Origin of the sequence: Psychrobacter sp. Sarcosine-02u-2 (genome assembly GCF_002836335.1) — a bacterium.
Taxonomy (GTDB): Bacteria; Pseudomonadota; Gammaproteobacteria; order Pseudomonadales; family Moraxellaceae; genus Psychrobacter; species Psychrobacter faecalis.
The window spans coordinates 1-24,745 of sequence record NZ_PJBX01000161.1 but is presented as its reverse complement, the minus strand read 5'-3'; the positions used below and the strand labels follow the sequence as shown (position 1 = coordinate 24,745).

At 43.6% G+C, this 24,745-nt stretch carries 21 protein-coding genes, 1 tRNA gene and 1 pseudogene; 16 read left to right on the top strand and 7 right to left on the bottom strand.

Going from position 1 to position 24,745, the window contains the following annotated elements; all coding sequences use genetic code 11:
* Nucleotides 1-78 precede the first annotated feature (78 nt).
* Nucleotides 79-777, top strand: a complete 699-nt coding sequence (locus CXF58_RS07665) for a hypothetical protein (RefSeq protein ID WP_068405569.1) — start codon at nucleotides 79-81, stop codon at nucleotides 775-777.
* Nucleotides 778-908: 131 nt separating this feature from the next.
* Here CXF58_RS07665 and CXF58_RS07660 read toward each other — a convergent pair.
* Nucleotides 909-995 (bottom strand) — tRNA-Leu (locus tag CXF58_RS07660).
* Nucleotides 996-1,133: 138 nt separating this feature from the next.
* Nucleotides 1,134-1,907, bottom strand: coding sequence for a ferredoxin--NADP reductase (locus CXF58_RS07655; protein WP_068405560.1), 774 nt, complete (start codon nucleotides 1,905-1,907; stop codon nucleotides 1,134-1,136).
* 445 nt (nucleotides 1,908-2,352) lie between these two features.
* On the opposite strand from CXF58_RS07655, the gene CXF58_RS07650 reads away from it, so the two are divergent.
* From CXF58_RS07650 to gspK, 8 genes and pseudogenes are all read left to right on the top strand, one after another.
* Nucleotides 2,353-3,228, top strand: coding sequence for a tRNA (N6-threonylcarbamoyladenosine(37)-N6)-methyltransferase TrmO (locus CXF58_RS07650; protein ID WP_102077098.1), 876 nt, complete (start codon nucleotides 2,353-2,355; stop codon nucleotides 3,226-3,228).
* A gap of 70 nt (nucleotides 3,229-3,298) precedes the next feature.
* Nucleotides 3,299-5,086 (top strand): annotated as a pseudogene (locus tag CXF58_RS07645) (GspE/PulE family protein).
* A gap of 194 nt (nucleotides 5,087-5,280) precedes the next feature.
* Nucleotides 5,281-6,069, top strand: a complete 789-nt coding sequence (locus CXF58_RS07640; protein WP_102077097.1) for a TatD family hydrolase — start codon at nucleotides 5,281-5,283, stop codon at nucleotides 6,067-6,069.
* 232 nt (nucleotides 6,070-6,301) lie between these two features.
* Entirely contained in the window at nucleotides 6,302-6,985 is a 684-nt protein-coding gene (locus tag CXF58_RS07635; RefSeq protein WP_102077096.1) for a TetR/AcrR family transcriptional regulator, read from the top strand.
* A gap of 203 nt (nucleotides 6,986-7,188) precedes the next feature.
* Nucleotides 7,189-7,893 carry a prepilin-type N-terminal cleavage/methylation domain-containing protein gene (locus CXF58_RS07630; RefSeq protein ID WP_102077095.1) on the top strand — a complete coding sequence of 235 codons (705 nt, stop codon included), beginning with the start codon at nucleotides 7,189-7,191 and terminating at the stop codon, nucleotides 7,891-7,893.
* A 3-nt stretch (nucleotides 7,894-7,896) separates the two neighbouring features.
* Nucleotides 7,897-8,376, top strand: a complete 480-nt coding sequence (gspI, locus tag CXF58_RS07625) for a type II secretion system minor pseudopilin GspI (RefSeq protein WP_102077094.1) — start codon at nucleotides 7,897-7,899, stop codon at nucleotides 8,374-8,376.
* Nucleotides 8,373-9,269 carry a type II secretion system minor pseudopilin GspJ gene (gene gspJ / locus CXF58_RS07620; RefSeq protein ID WP_102077093.1) on the top strand — a complete coding sequence of 299 codons (897 nt, stop codon included), beginning with the start codon at nucleotides 8,373-8,375 and terminating at the stop codon, nucleotides 9,267-9,269. Before gspI ends, gspJ begins: the two co-directional genes overlap by 4 nt.
* Nucleotides 9,270-9,311: 42 nt before the next feature.
* Nucleotides 9,312-10,415 carry a type II secretion system minor pseudopilin GspK gene (gspK, locus tag CXF58_RS07615; RefSeq protein WP_228706568.1) on the top strand — a complete coding sequence of 368 codons (1,104 nt, stop codon included), beginning with the start codon at nucleotides 9,312-9,314 and terminating at the stop codon, nucleotides 10,413-10,415.
* A gap of 47 nt (nucleotides 10,416-10,462) precedes the next feature.
* On the opposite strand, the gene CXF58_RS07610 is transcribed toward gspK, so the two are convergent.
* The 3 genes from CXF58_RS07610 to ychF form a co-directional block, all read right to left on the bottom strand.
* Nucleotides 10,463-11,143 carry a TetR family transcriptional regulator gene (locus CXF58_RS07610; RefSeq protein WP_102077092.1) on the bottom strand — a complete coding sequence of 227 codons (681 nt, stop codon included), beginning with the start codon at nucleotides 11,141-11,143 and terminating at the stop codon, nucleotides 10,463-10,465.
* Between the two features lie 177 nt (nucleotides 11,144-11,320).
* The gene (locus tag CXF58_RS07605; protein ID WP_102077117.1) at nucleotides 11,321-12,784 is read right to left on the bottom strand and encodes a deoxyguanosinetriphosphate triphosphohydrolase; all 1,464 of its coding nucleotides are present in this window, start codon (nucleotides 12,782-12,784) and stop codon (nucleotides 11,321-11,323) included.
* A 191-nt stretch (nucleotides 12,785-12,975) separates the two neighbouring features.
* Nucleotides 12,976-14,067 carry a redox-regulated ATPase YchF gene (gene ychF / locus CXF58_RS07600; protein WP_102077091.1) on the bottom strand — a complete coding sequence of 364 codons (1,092 nt, stop codon included), beginning with the start codon at nucleotides 14,065-14,067 and terminating at the stop codon, nucleotides 12,976-12,978.
* 356 nt (nucleotides 14,068-14,423) lie between these two features.
* Here ychF and CXF58_RS07595 point away from each other — a divergent pair, with 356 nt between their 5' ends.
* From CXF58_RS07595 to CXF58_RS07580, 4 genes are all read left to right on the top strand, one after another.
* Nucleotides 14,424-16,646: an ATP-dependent helicase gene (locus CXF58_RS07595; RefSeq protein WP_102077116.1), complete on the top strand. Its 2,223-nt coding sequence runs from the start codon at nucleotides 14,424-14,426 to the stop codon at nucleotides 16,644-16,646.
* Nucleotides 16,647-16,879: 233 nt separating this feature from the next.
* On the top strand, nucleotides 16,880-18,127 hold the full coding sequence (locus CXF58_RS07590; protein ID WP_102077090.1) for an NAD(P)/FAD-dependent oxidoreductase: 1,248 nt from the start codon (nucleotides 16,880-16,882) through the stop codon (nucleotides 18,125-18,127).
* A 110-nt stretch (nucleotides 18,128-18,237) separates the two neighbouring features.
* The gene (locus CXF58_RS07585; RefSeq protein WP_102077089.1) at nucleotides 18,238-18,576 is read left to right on the top strand and encodes a RidA family protein; all 339 of its coding nucleotides are present in this window, start codon (nucleotides 18,238-18,240) and stop codon (nucleotides 18,574-18,576) included.
* Between the two features lie 176 nt (nucleotides 18,577-18,752).
* Nucleotides 18,753-19,175: a Replicative DNA helicase gene (locus CXF58_RS07580; RefSeq protein ID WP_102077088.1), complete on the top strand. Its 423-nt coding sequence runs from the start codon at nucleotides 18,753-18,755 to the stop codon at nucleotides 19,173-19,175.
* Nucleotides 19,176-19,261: 86 nt separating this feature from the next.
* On the opposite strand, the gene CXF58_RS07575 is transcribed toward CXF58_RS07580, so the two are convergent.
* Together CXF58_RS07575 and CXF58_RS07570 are read right to left on the bottom strand one after the other, a co-directional pair.
* Entirely contained in the window at nucleotides 19,262-20,407 is a 1,146-nt protein-coding gene (locus CXF58_RS07575; RefSeq protein ID WP_102077087.1) for a glycerate kinase, read from the bottom strand.
* Between the two features lie 82 nt (nucleotides 20,408-20,489).
* Nucleotides 20,490-21,845, bottom strand: a complete 1,356-nt coding sequence (locus CXF58_RS07570; RefSeq protein ID WP_102077086.1) for a GntP family permease — start codon at nucleotides 21,843-21,845, stop codon at nucleotides 20,490-20,492.
* Nucleotides 21,846-22,079: 234 nt separating this feature from the next.
* Between CXF58_RS07570 and cobT the strand changes: the two genes are divergently transcribed.
* The 3 genes from cobT to CXF58_RS07555 are packed head-to-tail and all read left to right on the top strand — an operon-like array spanning nucleotide 22,080 to nucleotide 24,680.
* Complete coding sequence (cobT, locus tag CXF58_RS07565) at nucleotides 22,080-23,147, top strand: nicotinate-nucleotide--dimethylbenzimidazole phosphoribosyltransferase (protein WP_228706566.1); 1,068 nt, start codon at nucleotides 22,080-22,082, stop codon at nucleotides 23,145-23,147.
* The gene (gene cobS, locus CXF58_RS07560) at nucleotides 23,147-24,046 is read left to right on the top strand and encodes an adenosylcobinamide-GDP ribazoletransferase (RefSeq protein WP_082894306.1); all 900 of its coding nucleotides are present in this window, start codon (nucleotides 23,147-23,149) and stop codon (nucleotides 24,044-24,046) included. The genes cobT and cobS overlap by 1 nt, the downstream gene beginning before the upstream one ends.
* A 37-nt stretch (nucleotides 24,047-24,083) precedes the next feature.
* Nucleotides 24,084-24,680: a histidine phosphatase family protein gene (locus tag CXF58_RS07555; protein ID WP_068405510.1), complete on the top strand. Its 597-nt coding sequence runs from the start codon at nucleotides 24,084-24,086 to the stop codon at nucleotides 24,678-24,680.
* The last annotated feature ends 65 nt before the right edge of the window (nucleotides 24,681-24,745 follow it).

Genomic DNA, 24,745 nt, shown 5'->3' with positions numbered 1-24,745 from the left:
CATATATCTAAAAGTGGCTGAATAAGAGATAATAGAGGACATAGATTTTCGCTTACTTCAATAAAAAGGCAGTCCTGCATGACCCATAATAATCCATATAACCTGATACCCTTGCAACCTACGGGCAGAAATGAGACCAATACCGCCAATACCTATTCACCTGAAGATATGATTACCATTTACGAGCAGCAGTTTCTGACTGAAGTGCCAGAAGACAAGCTCACAGAGTTCTTACCTTTTTTAAAAGCCTTTTATGATATCGACGACCATACCTTAGATGTCAGTGCGGTGATTTTTGATGCGATTGCGGACGCTTGTATTATTTATAATCACAAAGTCAAAGTTGGGCGTTATGAAATATTAGAAGGCTTGGTAAAAGAAGAGATTGCAGAAGATATAAGTGATGAAGAAGGCGCTGAAGAGAAACAAGTACAAGCCTATACCCTAGAGTGTAAGCGTACTTTTTTTATCAATGAGGTGGAAATACCTTATCATTTTAATTTGTTTATCCATGGCGATAATTATTCTACCTTGACGAGAAGAGAGAGCGTGTTAGAGAAAATGTATTGGTTTGTCAGTGATAGCTTTGATGAGCAGTTATTAGATAATCCTGAAGATACTGAGAGCTTGGCGTCTATTAATGAGCAACTGGCAAGTTTGGGTATTCGAGAAATGGATCTGACTACTATTCATCAGCTCGTGGACTATATAGAAGATAACATCATAGATGATGACATGGCAGAAGCGGTTAATAAGCTATTGGATGCAGCCGAGTAGGTGTATGCTGTGGAGTTGAGATAAGACCACGCTAAGCCAATTAGCGTGGTCTTTTTTTGATAGGACAACTAACTTTAAACAGTAAGCCATAAAAAACCCTCGTAATCGATAGATTACGAGGGTTTCGTATATGGTACCGGTGGTCGGACTTGAACCGACACGCTTTTAAAGGCAACGGATTTTGAATCCGTCATGTCTACCAATTCCATCACACCGGCGTGTTAGGTGATAAAGTTTATATACTGCAAACATTATCGAATTGGGCTACAGGGTTAACTCTGTATAGGCTGCGTATTATAGCAGGCTATTTTTAGCCGTCAAGAATTATTTATACTATTTACGATAAAATTTTATTTTTAACCAACGAAGGCGCGTTCAACGGCATAATCCGCTTGCACACCCATACGTGGAGAAACAGTAAGACCAAAGTCGTCTAAAATTGCAGAGATATCCGCATTAAATGGCATACTACCGCAGATAAGTACGCGGTCATCGTCTTTATTCATTGGCGGTAGACCAATATCTTCGAAGAATTTGCCTGATTTCATCAGATCAGTGATACGCCCAGTATTTCTAAACTCTTCGCGGGTAACAGTTGGGTAGTAGATAAACTTCTCGCGGAACTCTTCACCAAAGATTTCATCGTTTGGCAGCTCTTCTTCAAACATTTCACGATAAGCCAAATCCTTCACCTGACGCACGCCGTGTACCAAAATGATTTTGTCAAAACGCTCATAGACTTCAGGATCGCGTGATAAGGCTAAAAAGGGTGCAAGTCCCGTGCCGGTTGATAGCATATATAAATGCTTACCCGGTAATAAATCGTCTAGTACCAAAGTACCCGTTGGTTTTTTGCTGACCAATAACTCATCGCCCACTTTGATATGCTGCAAGCGCGAGGTTAGCGGACCGTCTTGAACTTTAATAGAGAAAAACTCCAAATGCTCTTCGTAGTTGGGGCTGGCAATCGAGTAAGCGCGCAATAGCGGTCTACCATCGACAACGATACCAATCATCGCAAACTCGCCATTACGGAAGCGTAAGCCATCGTCGCGCGTGGTTTTGATGCTAAATAGAGAGTCATTCCAGTGATGAACCTCAGTGACCGTTTCGGTGCGGAGTTTTGACATAAAGCCCTCGTTAGTAAGTGGTAATGTGTATTCGCCCATTAAAAATGGTGGTAAACAAAAATTTTTAAAGTAATAAAAAGTGTGAATAAGATTAAGCGCTTATCAATTATCAGTTCAGGCTAATAAGCAAATGACATGTTAAGCAAATGACACGGATAAAAAACCGTTATTTTAACATTATTATCAGGTTTTATAAGGCGTCAGATTCTAGCAAACAACAGCGCTGCCCGTAAAAGTAAACTTTGCTGCTTGTACTTTATAAACCTGCCCTTTATGAATGCAAGCCATTCTCAATAAATTTCTCGCTCATCATAACAAACTTTAAAATAAAAATCCGCCTAGCTGCCTGTCTGTACCATGATAAAATGGAATATCGTTAGCGAATAATTTTCTATCATTGCCGCATGCCATGTATTATCAGCTATTTACTTTTGGGATTTGATTTATGACTTGTCAGACTTCCGCCGCTATTAACTATCATATATCGCCCATTATTGGTTACCACCGTGCGCCGCTGTCACAAAAGTTTGGCGCACCGAGGCAGCCAAATCTTGTGGTTATGACTAGTGTGATTGAAATGCTCGCGCCGTATGATACGCCAGCGGCATTTGCCGGACTGGAAGATTTTAGCCATATTTGGATCAGTTGGCAGTTTCATCATAACTATTTATATAAAGACAAATTGGATAAACACAAGCATTCACTCAATAATAAGCAGCAAGACAAAAATGATAGTAGTTTTCGTCCTCAGGTGCGTCCGCCGCGTTTGGGTGGCAATCAAAAAACAGGTGTATTTGCCAGCCGCAGTATGTATCGTCCATCTGCGCTAGGGTTGTCTGTGGTCAAACTAAAGCGCATCGAGATTGTCGAAGGACGGGTGTTACTTATTATTAGCGGGGCTGATATGATAGATGGGACGCCGATTATCGATATCAAGCCTTACGTGGCTTATAGTGATGCCTTGCCTGATGCTCAAAGCGGATTTGCGCCTTCGGCACCGCACTTGTTGGACGTGACGATTACCGAATCGGCTTATGAGCAGTTTGGGCAAATTATCGCCATTCAAAGGTTTGCCAATGGTGTAGAAAAAAACGCTAAAGATGAGAAGTTAACGGTTAAAGCGGTCATTTATAATACCCAAAAACAGTTGTTGATGTCTGATCTCGATACGATTAAAGCCTTGATAGCGCAAGACCCGCGCCCTGCTTATCGACGTACAGAGACAGAGTCGTCATTTGTTATGCGCTATAAATCGGTTGATGTCAGTTTCCAGTTTCTGGACTCAGGTGAATTGCAGATAATGAATATTGTCACAGTATAATGAAAGTAAACATCGCTGCCGACTAAATGCTCTAAATCTTATAAGAATAAAACTATAAAAGAAGATAACTATGTCTGCTCAAAAATATTCGATCGTGATTGATTTGCGTTGGTGCCTAGACGAGTTGTTGGCAGATGGGGTGATTGATCAACGCGGCTATAACCTTGTCATTACCAGTCGCCGTAACAAGGTACAGCATCCGCTGATTACGATTAGCGAGTTTGGGCTGCCAAATGGTCACGCGCTTAATAATAATTCTGAGAATAAATTGACGCTGGCGTGGCTCAATCAGTGGCTGGCTGCCAAAGCAGATATGCCGCTGGTGCGTATTGACCCGTTAAAGGTCGATGTACCGGCGGTAACGCAGCTGATGTCGTTTGAATATGCGCGCTCGCAGCACATTTTACCGATTGAAGTGACGCTTGATGAAGTGGTTATTGGTACTGACCAGCCATTTTATACCGACTGGCATGGCAATATTGAAAAGCTTATTAAATCAAAAAGCTATCGCACGGTCTTTATCAATCCTGAACAAATCAATCGCTATCGCCAAGAGTTTTATCAAGTCACGCAAGCGATTGCGGGCGCAAACTCCCTACATAAGCGCGCGGCAGCGGACGTCACCAACGTCGAAGCTTTGTTGCAGCTCGGCGATAATGCCAATCCCGATGCCAATGACCAACATATTGTCAAAGTGGTCGATTGGCTATTGCAATATGCTTTTGAGCAGCGTGCCAGTGATATTCATCTAGAGCCACGCCGCGAAACAGGCAAGGTGCGCTTTCGTATCGATGGGGTGCTGCATAGTGTCTATGAGATGCCGCTTGCCATTATAGTGGCGGTGACCGCCCGTATCAAAATTTTGGGACGGCTCAATGTCGCAGAAAAGCGCAAGCCGCAAGATGGACGCCTAAAAACCCGTACACCCAAAGGCTTAGAGACCGAGCTTCGTCTCTCTACCATGCCGACTGCTTTTGGTGAAAAGCTTGTCATGCGGGTATTTGATCCAGAAGTGCTGGTGCGCTCGTTTGCCCAGCTTGGCCTGTCGGATAAGCAGCTTGAAACGTGGCATGAGCTGACCGCCCATCCTAATGGGATTATCTTGGTGACGGGTCCGACGGGTTCTGGTAAAACCACCACTTTATATAGTACGCTTAAGCAGCTCGCTACCGAGCAGGTCAATGTCTGTACCATTGAAGATCCTATTGAGATGATTGAGCCCGCTTTTAATCAAATGCAGGTCAATCCTGGGGTTGATTTGCATTTTGCCGATAGTATTCGTTCTTTGATGCGCCAAGACCCAGACATTATTATGGTCGGTGAAATTCGCGATGCTGAGACTGCCAATATGGCAGTGCAAGCGTCTTTGACGGGGTATTTAGTGCTATCAACGTTGCATACCAACGACGCACCAAGCTCTATTACCCGTTTACATGATTTGGGTATTCAGCCATTTTTAACCTCAGCAACGATATTGGGGGTAATGGCACAGCGCTTATTACGGACGTTATGCCCGCATTGTAAGCAAGCCGTTGATGTAAGCACAGATAGCGAGATTGCTATCCAATGGCAAGAATTGGTGCAACCTTGGCGCGCCCCAGTGCCTGCGCAAGTTTATAAGGCGCAGGGCTGTGAGCACTGTCGCCATACGGGTTATCAAGGTCGCGTTGGTCTGTACGAGATTATGCCGTTATCCAATGAGCTAAAAAAATTGGTCGCAGCCGATGCCAATTTGGATACGTTGAAGCAGTAAGCGTACCGCGAAGGCGTGCAGCCGCTACGTTTATCGGGAGCAAAGCGTATTAGCGAAGGGTTAACGACCATAGAAGAGGTGATGCGTGTGGTGCCGCTGCATTAAAGGACGTCTCTAAAATACGCCTCATTCAAAAAAACTATTCTTTAAAAAAATGCTCTGATAAAAAAGCCTTTATATAGACGTTTGTTAAACACGACTTGAAAAGCCGGCTTATCAGAGCAATTAATACTATTACTATTACCAAATCCATATTTTAAGATAATTCTATTTATTGATTTTTATTAACGAGATTGTTTATGTTTACAGATACGCATTGCCATCTAAACCGTTTGGATTTAACCAAGTATGATGGTCAATTGTCCGGCGCGATTGCGGCGATGAAAGAGGCGAATGTTAATCGTGCGATGGCAATTATGTGTGATTTTGCTGAATACGATGAGATTGCCAATATTGTCAGCACTTATAATGACGAGGCGCTAAATCTTGGTATGAGCGTCGGTATTCATCCTTGTGAAGATATTAACGTATTGCAGTCAGCGACAGTTGAGCGCTTGATAGAAACGGCTGATGCTGAGCACGTGTGGGCGATAGGGGAGACGGGGCTGGACTATTACTGGTCGACGGAAAATAAAAAAGAGCAACAAGCCAGCCTTGCGCGTCATATCCATGCCAGCCAACAGCTAAAGAAACCGCTTGTCGTGCATATGCGTGACGCCAAAGAAGATACGCTTGATATCCTAAAAGCAGAAGGCGCTGAACACGGTATTATCCATTGCTTTACTGAAGACTGGGAAACCGCAAAACGCGCATTAGACTTAGGGTTTTATATTTCATTCTCAGGTATCGTCAGTTTTAAAAGTGCGCAAATGATTCAAGATGCCGCAAAAAATATGCCCAAAGACAGAATACTTATCGAAACCGATAGCCCGTATTTAGCACCAGTTCCTAAACGTGGCCGACCTAATGAGCCGGCATACGTGCCATATGTGGCAAGCTATCTTGCCCAACTATATGGCTGTAGTGGCGAGGAAGTCGGCGCATTGACTGCAAAAAACTTTGAAAATTTACTGGCACAGTATCACTAAAATGGTTATGCTATGACCAATCAGTCATTTATAGGCTTGTCTTGTAGTTCTGTGTTGAATGTGTTTTTGATGCTGAACTTAACCCTATGATTATCAATGACTATTTAGCAAACATAAGCATATTGCCTTTGATGGTATTGGCGTAGCCGTTATAAAATTTATAAGCGTACTGCCAATACACTGACAAAAGGGACGGTGGTATGCATGATATTGTCAGTTTTTAGGAGAAATTATGAGTCGTCAGCACCAGTTCAAGGCACGAGAAGAGAATATCTTAGCGATGGCGGAGCAATTGCTACTTGAGTCAGGCGATGGTGATATCACTTTGGACAGTTTGGCAGACCAGCTTGATTTGGCTAAAGGCACCTTATATAAGCATTTCTCCAGTAAAGATGAGCTCTACCTGCGTATTATTATCCGTTATGAAGAGCAATTGTTTGAGATCAATCGTATTGATGACTGTCCATCGGCAGGCGTCGCGCGGATGATTTTCCAGCAACTATTTAATCCGCAAAAAGCCATGCTCCTTAACCAAATCGAAGAGCGTTTGGCGGCATCGGTGACGGGTCTGAATCGCCTGTTCGGTGAGCTTTATGATATACGCCGTCAGCGCATGAAACGTTTGATTGATATTATCAGCGCGTATCTTCAAGAGCAGCACAGTAGTCTAAGTACGCGCGATTATTTGTCCTCGATTTGGGCGATGGGTCAGGGCGGCGCAGGATTATTAAACTCAAGCTTTTATCAGCGCTATTTAGGATGCCGTGATACCTTGCGTTATGCTTTTGTGCAGCAAATGCTTGAGTTGCCAAGCCATTATCCAGCGGCCGATGATGAAGTCATGGATGAAGATATGCAAGAATTGGTAGAGCAAATCGATACTGAATCAGAAGAGCACCGTAATACCAATTACTAGCTTTTTATTCTATTTTAAACGCAGTCAACTATTATTTTATAACGGTCCGTGTTGTTATCTTCTGTATGGCAACACGTTAAATTTATCTTTTAACATGTGTACGAAGTCATAGTTTTTATAACTCGTCATGTCTTTCGTCGTTTGTATACCATTCAATATAGCGTTATTTTTAATAAGGTGACGCCATTCTAGATGACTTCTGTATGTCAAAACCGACTTCCTCTATATCTTCAATCACAGTCTCTCACGCGCACATCCGTATCGGGCAAGCGGGCTTTACCCTTGTAGAAATAGTAGTGGTGGTCGTTATTTTATCTATATTTGCTGGCATGATGAGCTTGTCGGTCGGTAGCAGTGAGTCACGCAAAAACCGCGCCTTTTATGAGCATTTAACAGATTCTCTGAGCTATGTACGACTTTTATCGGCTGAGCGTATGGCGCCTATGGGTCTAAGCTTACAATCCGATAAACAAGGTCAAATGACGCCTGTCATTGTCACGCTATCAAATCCGTATATTGCTTATCAAACTCAAGATTCTACGTCTTCTAGAGGCGATAGTACGCCTAAGAACGCCATGGAGCTGTCAGCAGATTTGACGAATATATCAGCTGCTACAGATAAAGTGCCCACACCAAGTTGGGAGATTGAGCCAGAAGTTAGTCTGCCTGCCTTGCCTATGGGTGTGAGCTTAAGCGTGCAAAGCTTGGATGCGAGTAGTCAGTCAAACGCAGAACAAACGCAAGCGCTGCAGCCGTGGTTTACCGAGCAAAATGTACCGCAAGTACTATGGTTTGGCACAGGTCAGGCCACACCGGTAACAATAGAGGTGCGTCATAATTCGCGTTTGGTGGGCGAGGTGATTACAATTATGCCCGATGGTAGTATGTCGATAGGGCAAGGGCGCTAACTTATGATAGATAATAATAAGGCCGAACATACCTATACAAACCTAAAGCCCGCTCTATCAAAATATGAGCGCGGATTTACCCTGATTGAGGTCATGGTTGCTTTAGCGATTCTAGCCGTCGTTGCCGTTGCCGCGAGCCGTGCGAGTAGTGCGTATTTAAGCTCAGTTGATGTTTTACGTACTCGTACGCTGGCGCAGTTTGTCGCACAAAACGCGGCAGCAGATTTGCGTATTCAAGATACGTGGCTGACGGCCAATAAAACCCAAACTATCAATACCCAAGGTCGTGATTGGCAAGTGACAATGACCGCCACGGACGCCATCACACCTGCATTAAAGCAGGTAAATATCGCTGTTGCGCCCATTATAGATGGACAGGCACGCAGCGCAGTGACGGATATCAACGTGATGTTAAGTAACGCTGAGCAGGAGGTTGGTAGTTTGGATTTGAGCGGTCTAACGCCAGATAGAGGCAATCCATGAAATCAAATCATGGATTTACTTTGCTTGAGCTGATGGTGGCGATGGCGATATTTGCCATGTTAGCGGTGGCTGGCTGGAAAGTATTTGATGGCGTTAACCGTGCGCGTGAACGGGCGCAATTTCATGCGGATAATTTAGCAGTTTTGCAATATGCCTATTTGCAATTACAGCAAGATATGAACCAAATGATTCCTTATCAGGCAGTGGATACGCAGGGTGCTAATTCTTCAATTAATAACGCCTCGTCCAATAACGCCGCAACGAATAATACTAATAATAGCAATCAAGAAAACGCACCAGCGCCCGAACCTTTTATGAGTCTAGATGCTGAACGTATCAGCTTTATGCGTTTTGCCGACCCCGACCCACGTTATCAAAGCAGCGCAAGTGTGCAGCATATCGAATACATTTTTGCCGATGAGCGCTTAATTCGCCGTCAATATAACAGTCTTGCTGGTGGCAGTGACAGCATTAGCCTAGATAGTGTATTGCTTGAAGGCGTCACGGCAGGGCGCTGGCAAGCTTATTTACCTGAATTAAGCGCCAAATTTCCCAATAAAGATAGCAGCAGCAATAACAGTACCAGTAATAATACCGTATCAGGGCAGTTGGCGAATTCAGCCAATAAAACGTCTGAGACTATACTGTTACCAAAAGGGATTGCGCTTAACTTTACGTATCAGGATATGCCGATCACTTGGCAATGGGCACTGACGCCGCAGCCAATACCAAATATCAGTACAAATACCAGTCACAAAAACACGCCTAACAATCCTAATGCTAATAGCGGTGATAAAAATAATAACGGCACCAATAACGATAATGCAGCCAATGGCAATGTAGAAAACAATAAATCAGGCAACGCTACTGAAAATGCCCCATTTGGTCAATGATAGAGGCTATTTATGCCAAATAAGCCACGAATAAGGCCAACGATGCCTACAATCTCTATGAAAGCCGATTCGCAACGTGGCGTCGCGCTGCTGACTATTTTATTATTGGTGGTTAGTATTACTGTGGTTGCAGGGGCAATGCTTGCCAGCCAAAAGATTGCTATTCGGCGTAGCGGCTTATTGTTTGACCAAAACCAGCTCTTACAAGATATTAATGCAGGTCAGCAATTGGCCGTTACCTTGATTCGTGCTGATGCTAAATTAAATGATACCGATAGCGAGCAGGATATTTGGGCGCAGCCAATACCGCCTTATACGCTAGGCGGACATAGCATCGGCATCGAATTACGCGATGAGGGCAGTCGTTTTAATATTAATAATTTATATCACAATGGCGCCGTTGATAATGCTGCCTTGGCCGTTTTTCAAAGGCTGCTTACACAGCTAAATTTAGAGCCTGATATCGCCGTTGCGGTACTTGATTATCAAGATGCCGACAGCGAAGTCTACCAAGATGGCGGTGATGAAAATGTAGTATATGCTCAGCAGTCCAATCGCGGAGCGGATACAGCTTTACCCAACCAAGCGTTGCTTAGTATCGATCAATTAGCAGAAGTAAAGGGCGTTGATGCGCAAGTATTGGCGACACTGCGTCCCTATATTACGGCGGTACCATATTATTTACCCATTAATATTAATACCGCCAGTCCCGTTTTGCTTGCTGCCTTGGTAGAAGGTGCGAGCAGCCAGCAAATGCAGAGTATCGTTGAGTTGCGAGCAAAACAAGCCTTTAGCTCTGTCGATGATGTTTGGCAACTGCCCGTATTAAGTAGTGTAAAAGCAGAGCCGCGCAAAGCCTTGACGCCATTACTAGCGGTTGATAGCCAAGCCTTTATGGCACTTATTACCGCCTCTGATAATGCGACGGTTGGTCAGGCAAGACAACGCTTTGCGACCGTTATTATTAGCAAAACGGCTGCTGATAGTGAAAAAGAAAATAGCAGTAATAATAACAGTAATGAAAATAGCAATGATGCTAATAACGCTGATGTTAATGCTAAAAACGTTCAAAATTCTGATAATAAAAAGCCCAAAGAGGTGCGTGTGCTAACGCAACGACTTTGGGCTTTTAGGCCAATTTTCTAATGGTTATAGATAATTAGTAATAAATAGCATGCAAAAATTAAGTCTAATTAATCATTTAAACGGGTTTCTTCGGTAGATTTCCAATTATAAGCACCATAAAACAGCATTTGTGCTTGGCGCGTGCAATTATGCAGCATCAGTTGTTTTTTCTTTTCTATCTCTGCCAAGTCGACCTCATCATCATGGTCTTCGGTATAGGTCAGCTCGAGCCAGTCAATAATCCAAGAAAAAAACATATTGACCCCAGCTTCTGCCAACAGTCTACGATCATAAGTATTGATGTGGGTAAACGCCGGCTGTAGCGCTAAGTCTTCTGCTAGGCTTTGACCGTGTTTTTTAATCAGCTCATTGATGGCTTTGCGTACCGCTTCTGAGCCGCCATAACGCTCACTGACTAAGAACTGCCAGTAGCAAGGTTGCTCGCTGACCATATATAAAAACATCTGAATACTTTTAGCGATTTGGCGCTCAAAGCTACGTTTGCGCCCAATTTGCAAGTTTTCACTTAACGTTGCCATCGTACCGCCCAACTCTTCGATGACTAAGGCGCGACCAAGCGACTCCATGTCATCAAAATGGCGATAAAACGCCGTCGGCACCACACCAACCTCGCGCGTGACCTGTCTGAGACTGATTGAGCTAAAAGACTGACCTGTCATACACAAATCGAGCACCGCATTAAAAAAAGCGTGCCGTGTTTGAAGTTTCTTTTGTTCGCGACTACTCATAATATTTCAAAATTACCTGATAGATGTCTATCATACTCATTTCATTGCGAAAATACGAATGAAATAGACGGTTATCGTTGATTGTCCAGTTTTTAGAATTGGTTTTAGACTGAATTTTAAGCTTGGTTTTAAATTAATTCTAGACTTCTTTTTAAACGAGATGCTTAAACATGTTGTTTAAACAATGGTGCCCCAATGCCCTTGTAGCTCTTGCGCCAGTCGATAGGCTTCATGGTCATTCATACCAGTGATAAAATCTAATACATTAAGCATATTATCATAGGTATTATCTGCTAGAGTCCGGCGATGTTCATCGAGATGCGGCTGGAGTAATTTTAGCAAACGCTGCTGCTCAAAGGATATTTGGCTTATCGGCGCATTGGTTTTATTTGCCTCTTTTATCCAGGCGAGTGGCATAAAAGCATCGAGCAGGCGCTGCAAGCATTGATTGGCCATCAGCTCCATGCGCACTTTACTTGGGTGATTAAATATCTTTTCGCGTGCCAATTGCTTAGCTTGGTTGATGCCACTTTGTACGCTCGGCTCACAGTGCGCAAACAAGCTGCCTTGTAGCGTCCCCGCCAACATAGTATCACTATTGGCTACAAAGGCATCGGTGACGGCATTGACCAAACGCATCATTGCCCGTGCCCGCAGCGATGCCAAATGCTGTCTGACTGACACTTGGGTGGGTAGAGCAAGCGTATCAGGGCGCTCACCAATCAGCTCATAAAAAATCGCCGCAACCTCTGCATAGCTTAGCATATTCAAATTGATGCCATCCTCCAAATCTATCAGCGCATAGCAAATATCGTCTGCCGCTTCTAATAAATAGGCTAGCGGATGACGAGCAAAGCCATCGTGCTGCTTTGAATATGGCAAGTTTAACGTTGCTGCCAGCTCCTCTAACTGCGCTGCCTCACTATAAAAGCAGCCAAATTTTTGCATGTTAGTGGTGTGATTGCCTTGGTAAATGCGGTTGTTTTGATCAATAGAGTTGTCTTGATAAACGGGATTGCTATGAGTGGCAAGCCAAGGGTATTTCATAAACGCGCCTAAAGTAGCGCAGGTTAAGCGCATACCACCTAAATCAGGGTGGTGCTCATTTCGGGTTAATATACGAAATCCTTGTGCATTGCCTTCATAAGCCAGTAAATCTAATTGCTCGTTATTATTCAGATTTTGCAAGACTTGCTTACGGTCAGGATGCATAAACCAATCACGAATGGCGTACTCTCCGGCATGACCAAACGGTGGATTGCCAATATCATGGGCAAGGCAAGCTGCTTGGATAATGACGCCGACATCAGCGGGCGCGACACCGTTCGGTAAGCCGCCGCCCAACTTATCATGCAGCTTCTCTGCTGCCATGATACCCAAAGAGCGACCAATACAAGAAACTTCTAGCGAATGTGTTAAGCGCGTATGAATACCAAGCTGGTTGGTCAACGGATGAACTTGGGTCTTTTGATTCAGCTGACGAAAGGAATGTGAAAATACCAGTCTGTCGTAATCTTTATGAAAGGAGGAGCGTGCGCTGTCCTCGGCAGGGGCTTTTTTATGACTGCCTAAACGCTGAGCACTAAATAATTTTGCCCAATGGTCGCTAGAATTCGTGGTTTGATTAACATAAGCAGTCATCATTTATCGTCCGTTATTTTTATCATTGTATTTTATTTTTGCTTTTAGAGAGGTTAATTACTTTAACGTTATTCCCTTTATTATAATAAAAAAAGCCAGCGTTGAAGCTGGCTTTTGGTTGTTCTCTACTAAGACTGTGTAAACACTCAATCCGCTTGTACTTGTAAATATTAAACGTTGAACGTTGAACGTTAAACGTTAAAACGGAAATGCATCACATCGCCATCTTGCACAATGTAGGTTTTACCTTCTAAACGTGATTTGCCGGCTGCTGCTGCACCTTTTTCGCCGCCATACTCAATAAAGTCGTCATACGCAATGACTTCAGCGCGGATAAAACCCCGTTCAAAGTCGGTATGAATCACACCAGCAGCTTCAGGAGCGGTTGCGCCAACAGCGACTGTCCAAGCGCGGACTTCTTTGACGCCTGCCGTAAAATACGTTTGCATATCAAGCAAATCATAACCGCCGCGAATCACTTGATCAAGACCAGCTTCTTCCATATCCATTTCAGCTAGGAAGTCTTTTTTGTCATCTTCATCAAGCTGAGCAATTTCAGATTCGATTTGATTGCATAGGGCAATGACAATAGAATCTTCGCCAGTGGCATAGTTACGCACTGCATCTAGATATGGATTATTCTCAAAGCCATCCTCGCTCACGTTAGCGATATACATCGTTGGCTTTAAGGTAATCAGACCATAACTTCTGATCAGTTTTTGCTCTTCTTTGTCTAGGTTAGCACCGCGGGCGGCTTTGCCTTCTGCTAATAATGGCTCGATTTTTTTGAACACATCGAGCATGGCCGTCGCATCTTTGTCGCCACCTTTGGCTTTTTTGCTTAAGTTAGTAATAGCTCGCTCAACGGCTTCTAAATCGGCCAATGCCAATTCGGTATTGATGGTTTCGATGTCGTCGATAGGGCTGACGCGGCCGTCAACGTGGACGACGTTGTCATCATCAAAGCAACGTACCACGTGAGCAATCGCATCGGTCTCGCGGATATTAGCCAAGAACTGATTGCCCATACCTTCACCTTTTGAGGCGCCAGCGACCAAACCTGCGATGTCGACGAATTCCATCGTTGTCGGCAATACGCGCTCGGGCTTGACGATATCAGCCAATTTTTTTAGGCGTGGATCTGGCACAGGAACAATACCGGTATTGGGATCTTTGGTACAAAAAGGGAAGTTTTCAGCGGCGATACCCGCTTTGGTCAAGGCGTTAAACAGGGTGGATTTACCCACGTTTGGTAGACCGACGATGCCGCAATTAAAACCCATAACATGCTCTCAATATATTAATAAAATCAGGCAATAACAGACTTGGTATTTAGTCAGTATAAAGCTTGGTAAAATAGGAACGCAAAATTGGGCATATTGTAGCAAATTTCAGCCAAAATGGGTGAGGTTGTTGTGCTTGCTATTTTAATTTTTACGCTCAATCACAATACTTAGTAATCTGTTTAATACCGCGGTTTAATACCATCCTTTAATATCATCGTATCATATGAGTGTTCGTTATCAATGACCTTCAGCGCCCTGTCTATTATGATAAACTACTACCTATAAATGATGATGCATGCTGCTGCGCTGTCATCAATAGCCAGCACGATAAACCACACCAAAGGCAATTGTTAATAATGACCACCATTTTTGCTACCCACCATTATAATTATCCGCAAAATTTCGTTGACATGAAACCCAAGCTGACGCGGCTTGAGCAGGCGATTAAAAAGCTCGAGGCCAACTTGATAAATGCGGATGCTGAAATATTAGAGCAACGGCTTGCCAGTCATTTAGGGTTACAAGTGGATTACGCTCGTGAGCTGAACCCTAACCAGTTGTTGGCTGCCACGACTATTGAGGGCAAAGTATTGGTCATCGCCGGTGCAGGCTCTGGTAAAACCAAAACCTTGACTTATAGAACCAGCTATTTGATAGAAAATGGCGTCGCGCCAAAAGAGATTTTGCTATTAACCTTTACCCGAAAAGCGGCCAATGAAATCAAAAGTCGTGCTAGAACGTTACTGGCTAGCCGTCTTTCGGACAATGACCACATAAATAGCAAAGCGCTAAACGATATCACCAGCGGCACTTTTCACTCATTTTGCAATATGTTATTGCGCCAATATTCTGGGCTACTTGGTATCAATCCGCGCTTTACGATTTTAGATACCGGCGATAGTGAAGATGCGATTGATTTGATTAATAAAGAAAAAAAGTATCCAACCAAAATAACCAATCAGGCGTTTCCGCGCAAAAAAACCTTGCAAAATATCTTTTCAACTTCTAGAAATCGGCGCATTCATATTCGCGACTTAATCGAAAGCAGTTATCCTGATATCGCTGTGCATATTCCAGTTATTGAGCAATTGGCGATCGACTTTCATGAATATAAGCGCGCCAATCATTTATATGATTTTGATGACATCATCAGCCAAGTGGTGCGCCATCTAAAGCACAATGATACCTTTCGAAAGCTATTACAACAGCACTATCGTTATGTCATGGTCGATGAATATCAAGACACCAATATTCCGCAAAAAGAGCTGATTGACCTCATTTGTGCGCCGGCGTCGGTATCGCTGATGGTCGTTGGTGATGACAACCAAAGCATCTATGCTTTTCGCGGTGCCAATTATGAAAATATCTTATTATTTGGCGAAAGCTACCCCGAAGCAAAACTGATTAAATTAGAGCAAAATTATCGCAGTACGCCAGCGGTGCTTGATTATATCAATGCTTTATCGGCGCAAATTACGTTGGGCTATCAAAAGCAATTGTACTCGGGCGCATCTATAGAAGGCATCAAGCCAATATTTCGTCGTTTAAGTGATGAAACAAAAGAAGCAAAATATATTGCTGACAAAATTATCGAATTAAAACCAGATTACGATTATCAGGATTTTGCCGTCTTGTGCCGCACGTCTTTTCAATCCAACTACGTTCAGCTTGAATTTATGGAACGCAATATTCCCTTTATCGTCGTGGGCGGCATTCGCTTTATTGAGCGGCGTCATATCAAGGACGTTTTAGCCTTTGTTAAAATACTTTATAACCCGAATGACACCATTGCATGGCACCGTATCTTAACCTTGTTTAAAGGGGTAGGGGCAGTGACGGCGACGCGCTTAACCCAAGCGATTAATGCCGATAGCAATGTGAATAATAATGTGAATAGCGATGTTAATAGCGATGTTAATAGTAACGTTAACAACACTTTCGAGCCGCTATTAGCACCATCATTTGCAAAGAAAAGCCCCCAGCTTAAGTCATTGCATACGACTTTAACCAAAGCCAGTCAGGCAGAGTCAGTGGAAATAGTGATTGAGCTAATTTTAGAGTTTTATATTCCTCTGCTAAAAACGATTGAAGAGAATTGGCGTGAACGTAGCGAAGACTTTCGCGTGCTCAAAAACCTAGCGACAGAGTATGACAGTCTCGATAAGTTCTTAGAAAATCTTGCCCTTGATCCGCCTAATGATTCAGTTGCTACCGCAAGCGAGCCTGAAAAAGACGAAGATAGTAATAATAAAGTCATCATCTCGACCATTCATAGTGCTAAGGGGCTTGAATGGCCAGTGGTGTTTGTCAATTCTCTCGTCGATGGTATGACGCCGCATTATCGCTCGCTCAGTGATTTTGAAGAGTTGGAAGAAGAGCGTAAGCTGTTTTATGTTGCTTGTAGCCGTGCTAAGAGCAGATTGTTTTTAACCGCGCCCGAGTATTTCTCAAGCTATTCAGGTTACTTTGATAAGCCGTCACGGTTCATCGCTGAGTTGCCTGCCGATAAGCTGACGGTCGAGACTGGCAAGAATCTTTTAGAGACGCTAGCGAATGAAGATCCGATTTGGTGGTGATTGGTTTATTTCTTGCACTTTAATTAGCCAAAATAGACCTATTTTCTTAATTATTTTTACATTATTCCTATCAAAAATAGCTTTCATTTAAACGCATAACTAAAAGTATTGAATAGCAAAAATATTTATATCATAAGGGTTTAATCTTGCGCGCAATGCGTTACTATTACTCCCTTATCTGTTATTTCTCTACTTTGTTATTCTGTATTAAGACTTTAAAAAAAGGACGTGTTATGCGCTACGAAGTGATCGTTATCGGTGCAGGTATGGTCGGCACCTCAGCGGCTTGGCATCTACAAAAAAATAACGCCAAAGTTTTACTATTGGACAGAAAATTACCGGGCTCTGAGACTTCATATGGCAATGCCGGTCTGATTCAGCGCGAGGCGATTCATACCCATCCGTTTCCGCGCCAGCTGACTGAAATGATACGTGTATTGCCAAACCAAGGCACCGATATTCGCTATCGCATTCCGGCAATCTTGCGCTATCATCAAGCATTATTGCAGTATTGGAAATACTCGACGCCAGCTTCAATCAAAAAAATAGAAGCCGAGTGGCAGACGCTGATTGAGCATTGCACCAGTGAACACCAAACCATGATTGAAGCATCTGGCGCTGAATATTTGATTAGCCGTAAAGGCTGGTTGCAGTTGCATCGCTCTGAAGAGACGTTTAAAGCAGCTATTGATGCTGCAATCAAAGACCGCGATCAGGGCGTTGAGCACAATGTCTTGACGCTTGACGAATTAAAAGCGATGGAACCAAGCGCCAATTTTGACGAGTTCGTTGGCGCGATTCATTGGCTAAACTCTTGGCAAGTGTCAAATCCGAGCTTATTGGTGAAATCATACGCAAAAAACTTTCAAGAAATGGGCGGTACCATTAAAGAAAGTGGTGTCAATGAAATCGTCCAAGAAGCAGATGGCTGGAAAATTATTACCGACAACGACACTTTTTATAGTGATAAATTGGTCATTGCTGCTGGGCCTTGGTCTAACGATTTAATCAAACCGCTTGGTTATGATTTGCCGCTGTTCCCGATGCGCGGCTATCACCAGCATTTTAAAGTCACGGAAAAAAACACCATCAACCATAGTATGTTTGATATGGATAAGGGTTTTGTGATGGGTCCGATGCAGCAAGGTATCCGCATCACCACTGGCGCTGAGATGACCACCATGAATGCGCCAAAGAATTTTGGTCAATTAAATACCGTATTAAAACTTGCGCGCAAAATTCTGCCGCTAGAAGATGCCGTCGAGAGTGAAGCGTGGGCGGGCTCACGTCCTTGTATGCCGGATATGAAGCCAGTCATCGGTCCTGCGCCGCAGCACGACAAATTATGGTTTGCCTTTGGTCATAGCCATCAGGGTTTCACTTTGGGGCCGATGACTGGTCGTCTCGTCGAAGAGATGATTCACGAAAAACCGCTATTGGTTGATATTAAACCCTTTAGTGCCGAGCGTTTTTCTCGCTAATTTTTGCTAAATAACGTCTAAGTAAAAATCGAGTCGTTTATATATTTGAAAGTTCAGGTGTTTAAGAGAACTGAAACATTAAGAGCATCAAAAATTAAGGATAATAATCCATGCAAAAGCTGCATAGTAACCAACGTATGAGTCAAACTGTGATTCATAACCAAACCATTTATCTGTCCGGTCAAGTGGGTAATAGCGAAGATGATATAAAAGCTCAAACCTTAACGTGCTTAGAGAAAGTCGAAAAATTACTGCAAGAAGTTGGTAGTGACAAATCAAAGCTGCTATCCGCAACCGTCTGGCTAAAAAGTATGTCAGACTTTGCCGCAATGAATGAAGTGTGGGATAAATGGTTTGAAGGCGTCCAGCCACCAGCGCGTGCATGCGGCGAATCAGCATTGGCTCGTCCTGAGTTATTGGTCGAAATTACCGTTATCGCTGCTGAATAATTACGAGCGTTTAATGACTGAATCTAACTGTGTATCGTAGATGCTAAGATTGAAAGCGATATAAAATAAAAGGGTGTGATTGCTATCACGCCCTTTTCTATGAGCTATTTATATAAATTAGTCTATAATCAACATCATTTAGCGCATTTGACGTGCAACCAAAAGGGTCACCCATCATGATTAATACCAAAATATATAAATCTATCTATGTTTTAGCAGAAAAGCTGCTAGAAGCGGACAGTAAGAACGATCAAAAAACCTTTGATGCGCTATATGCGCAGCTAAAAGATTTGTGTAACGAAAATGAAAAAAGCGATAAAGACCATCCTGAACAGTGGGAAACCTTGGCTGACTTTACCGAGGATTTGGATGAAGCGTTAGTTATTTATCAAAAAGCGTTAGATAAAGCCGCGGCCATTAATTCAAAAGACCATTTGGCATCGATCGCTTTTTCTATGGCTGAGCTGCAAATCGAATTGGGCCAAACCGATGCTGCGATCAAAAGTCTACAAAACGCTAAAATCAGCGCTAATAAAATCGAAGACAGAGAATTTAAAGTCGAAATAAATGAATTGTTGGCGAAGTTGTTGGCAGAGTAGCTTTTATTAAAGCTATTGGTTATTGAGAAAGGCATTTTTTATGATACAAAAAGCGAGCTTACCAATTAAGCATCTATAATATAGCTCTATAAATACTGTTTTAGGCGTTGACCCAATTTTATCGCTGCGGCAATATTAGTAGCGGTAATTTCAATATTGTTATAAGCGTTTTTAAAGACATTATCGAGGGAATCTAGCTTTTGGATACTGGGCACAATGACGTCAAACTGGCTAGTCTGAGCGGATTTTAGCCCATCAACACTGCCGCAAATAGCAATCACGGGGGTATGACTCAATTTAGCAATTTGGCTAATACCACCCGCTACTTTGCCCATAGCAGACTGAGCATCAAGCTTGCCTTCACCAGTGATGACCAAGTCTGCCTCGGCAATGTGCTTTGATAAATTGGCCACTTTTGCCACTGTATCAAAACCTGACTTTAACTCCGCTTGGCAAAAGCTCATTAACGCATAGCCCAGTCCACCTGCTGCACCGGCACCTGCTACCTCTTGATGGCCTTGATAGCCATGATGCTCGCACACATTTACAAAATGCGTTAACGATTTATCTAACTCATGGACTTGCTGCGGGCTAGCGCCTTTTTGAGGACCAAATATGGCACTGGCACCCAATTCACCACATAACGGATTGGTGACATCACAAGCCACCTCAAATACTGTGTTTAAGACGCTTGCATGAAAGCTGGTCGCATCCAACCGTTGCAAGTTAGCAAGTGCGCCGCCGCCTTGGGCTAAGATGTTGTCATTACTATCATGAAACGTCATACCAAGCGCCGTTAACATACCAAGTCCTGCATCATTGGTAGCACTGCCACCAAGACCAATGATAATGCGCTTGACGCCTTCATTTAGAGCATCCGCAATCAGTTCACCGACGCCATAGCTGCTAGCAATGACAGGATTACGCTCTGCTACCGTCAATAGATGTAAGCCACAAGCTTGAGCGACTTCAATGACCGCAGTTGCATCAGGGAGTAATAAATATTTTGCGTTAATCGGTCGCATTAAAGGGTCATGGACACGCACTTCTTTCCAGCGTCCACCTAACACATAAGACAACACTGCAGAAGTCCCTTCGCCGCCATCCGCCATCGGTAGCAGTTTATAGTCAGCGTCAGGAAACACTTGGCTGAAGCCAGATTGAATAGCGTGGCAGACATCCAGTGCTTCTACACTTTCTTTAAACGAGTCAGGGGCGATTAAAATTTTCATGACTTTCTCTTTAAATGTTTCTTTGAGTCTTTTTTAATTACTTAAATTTTAAAAATTGACTTTCAATAATTTACTTAAGGCGCTAGATAAATACCAAGGTCAATAGCCAAATAAAGATGATGCTGGTCACGCCTTGAATACCTGTCGCCATAGAATGGGCTTTGTAAGCCTGCGCCACACTCATACGACTAAACTGGCTAACAATCCAAAAGAAGCTGTCATTAGCATGCGAGACAGTCATCGCGCCTGCACCAATCGCCATCACACAAAATACGCGACCAAGCTCACTATCAAGACCTATTTGACCTAATAATGGGGCGACCATCGCCGAAGTAGTGACCAAAGCAACAGTGGTTGAACCTTGTGCTGTTTTGAGCGCCGCAGAAACGATAAATGGCATAAAAATACCAAGCCCTAGGGCAGATAACGTAGTACCCAAATAATCACCGATTGGCGTGACTTTTAGCATAGCGCCAAACGCGCCCCCCGCACCAGTAATTAAAAGAATAGGCGCTGCGACTACCAAGCCTTGTGAGATGCTGTCACTAATCTGCTGTGTTTTTTGGTCAGTATTAATCAGTAAGAATGATAAAAACAAACCAATTAATAGGGCGGTTAATGGATTGCCAATAAATATGAGAATATCGGTTAGTATGCCGCCGCTACCAAATGGTGTGCTGGGTAAATTGGCAATAGACGATAAGCAAATCAATACAATGGGCACGATAATAGGTAAAAATGCCATAGTCGCTGATGGCAGTTTGCTGTAGTCGTCACGAGTCTTCATATTATCTGGTACGGCGACTGCGTCAAGGGCATCAATATTGTCAGGCGTGGCGTCAAGGAAGCGATTTGACCACAGCCAACCAGCAAGTACCGCAACGGTGGTGACGACAACACCGACCATGATGACCAAGCCCAAGTTTGACTCAAGACCCAAGTTGCCCGCTGCTGCAATTGGACCGGGTGTTGGCGGCACAAAGGTATGAGTGGCATATAAGCCAGTCGCTAATGCGACACTCATTGCCACGCTCGAAACTTTTAAACGCTCAGCCAAAGACTCTTTTAACGAGTTTAAAATAATATAGCCTGAGTCGCAGAACACGGGTACAGATACGACAGCACCAACGATAGACATGGTCAAAGTAGGGAAACGCGGTCCCAAAACTTTAATGACGGTTTCTGCCATCACGATGGCGGCACCCGTTTTCTCAAGGATTAGGCCAATAATGGTTCCAAACACAATCACCAACCCGATATATCCTAAGATACCGCCAAAGCCATCAGAGATAGTTTTTGCGACCGTATTAAGCGGTACTTGATAAAAAAGCGCGACCAGAAAGGCAGATAGTATCAATACTAAAAAAGGATGCCATTTTAACTTCGCAGTGGCAAAAATGATAAAAAGAATGGTCAGCAGCAGCCAAAATACGATCATTACTGTCTCTATATAGTTGTTAATCTCTTATCGCTATTAATGCAACTCACACAGCATTTAGTGAGTTTGGCGTCTAGCTTAACATCAATAGTGATATGAATTTTTAAAGGTGCATATTCTATCGTAAATCTATCCTACTAGGGAGTCTATTCGGCTCTCATTTGATTTTATTCGTGGTAAAGCTGAGATACTCTGCTAGTATGTGGGTTTTGTTTTAATTGTATAAATACTAGGGTGGTTTGCTTGAACACATTTATAGCACCAACGATTGCAAACATAGAAAATAACGAGCTGTACCAACAATTGCAGCAAATCGTTGACCAAAAAACCAAGCCACTGGGCGCCCTTGGACGCTTGGAGACGCTCGCGGTGCATTTGGGCATGATTCAAGGTACGACCACGCCGCAAATTACGCAACCGCAAATTCGGGTATTTGCTGCCGACCATGGCCTAACCAAGCATGGTACCTCAGCATATCCTAGCGCGGTAACGGCGCAGATGGTTTATAATTTTTTGCAAGGCGGTGCTGCTATCAATGTTTTAGCGCGTCAGCATCATATGGAGCTAAAAGTGGTCGATGCTGGTGTCAATGCCGACTTTGCCAATTCTCCTTTTAAAGACCACGCGCAACTGCTCGATTATAAAGTGCGTCATGGAAGCCGCGACGCCCTTAGCGAGCCTGCCATGACAGCAGAAGAGTGCTTAGCGGCATTAGAGAACGGCATGAAAGTTGTCGAAAACTCAGTGGGCAATCTATTGGTTGTCGGTGAAATGGGGATCGGTAATACATCCGCAGCCAGTTTATTACTGGCAAGATTGGGCGATATACCGATTAATGCTTGTATCGGTCGCGGCACTGGCCTTGATGATGCAGGATTAAAGCACAAGGCAAGTATTTTAACTCAAGTATTAGCGCGGCACAGTGAAGCGCAAACGCCATTCGACATACTTGCGGCATTAGGCGGGCTTGAGATTGCGATGATGGCAGGGGCGCTGATGCAAGCAGCCAGTGAGCGCCGTATTCTTCTTATCGACGGTTTTATCGCTAGTAGTGCGTTATTGGTCGCCGAGCGTCTAGCGCCTGGTGTTGCTCAATATGCTGTCTTTGCTCATCATTCTGTCGAGCCGGGACATACGCATTTATTAAAACTGCTCAATGCTGAGCCGTTACTCAATATGGGTATGCGCCTAGGTGAGGGTAGTGGCGCGGCGCTGGCGTATCCATTATTACAGTCGGCTTGTGCGATTATCAATGAGATGGCAAGTTTTAATGATGCTGGTATCAGTGGACAAAATAGCTAATGTCACAATTATCAAAAAAGCCATCAAAACAACCATTAAATCAGACATTGAATCAACCAAATGCATTACCCCAGTCTCCGTCTAAACCAAGTATTAGTCAATTTATAAAGTATGAATGGCGTTTATTGTTAGTAGCAGTACAGTTTTTAACGCGTCTGCCCGTACCGCAATTTGCCAATTACAATCCGCAGTGGTTGCACCAGAGCAGCCGTCATTTTCCTGGGGTAGGTCTGTTAGTTGGGTTGCTTTGTGCAGGTATATTTTGGCTGTGTAGTTTTTTATTTACGCCTTTGGTGGCGGCAGTGGTAAGTACGGCCTTTGGAATTAGGCTCACTGGCGCTTTTCATGAAGATGGACTTGCGGATAGCTGTGATGGTCTAGGTGGTGGTCTGACTCGCGCGCGTACTTTAACCATTATGAAGGATTCGCGCTTAGGGACTTATGGTGTACTAGGATTGGTCTCGGCGTTACTTATCAAAATCAGCTTATTGGCGTCTATGTCTTTATCAGTGGCTATTGTGGCGCTGATTATTGGACATACGCTCTCACGTTTATTATGTATTAGTTTACTGGCGCTATTGCCTTACGGCGGTGAGATTGAGCATGCTAAAGCCAAACCGATGGCGCAGCAGCTGACGCCATTACAAGGATTATTGAGCAGTGGTTGGCTCATATTAGCGGGCTTGCTGGTCGTGCTCCTATTTCCTAATACCGTGCAGCAAATTGGTATTTGGCAATGGTCATTGGCTTTATTACTAGGCATCGTAGCGACGGATTATATGCGGCGCTTGTTGCGCAGGCGTTTAGATGGCTATACCGGTGATGGGTTAGGCGCCACGCAGCAGTTAAGTGAAATTGCTATTTATATCGGACTTGCTGCCTCGAACCCTTTTATTTAATTTTAAGCGTACTATTTAGAAAGGATAATGATAGCGAATGGTTTTGTATATTTGGCGCCATCCAAAGCCCATTGCGGCTAATGGCTTTTGTATCGGACAGACTGATATCAGTGTCGATAAACGCAAAATTAAACGCCTTGCTAATAAAATACAGCGCTTCGTGCGTTTTCATCAATTGCCAAAAGTGATTTGGGTCAGCCCACTACAGCGCTCGTTAAAAGTCGGAGAAATATTGGCGCCGCATGGCTTTCAATATCATGTCGCCCCTGAGCTGGCAGAGATTGATTTTGGCGGCTGGGATGGCAGGCCTTGGGCGCAAATTCCTAAAGGAGAGATTGATGATTGGTGTGATCATTTTGCAGATTTTGCCCCTAAGGGCGGCGAGAGTTTACAGCAGTTATTTGAGCGTGTGGAAAACTGGTTAAATGAGATGGCTGCGCAAAATAGTGGTCAAAAACCAGTATTAGCAGTCGGTCATGCGGGCTGGATAAATGCTGCCAGTATGATTGCCGCTCGGCAAGAGGCGCCAAAAATAGCGGCTGATTGGCCACAAGCAGTAAATTATTTACAATGCCGTAAACTAGATTTTCAACCAAAAAAGCTGACTGTTTATAACAGCCAGCTTTTTGAGTAATGATTTTTCTATCTAATTTTTATAATCGTTTATCTTTCATCAATATAGCAATAAAAACCTCTAAT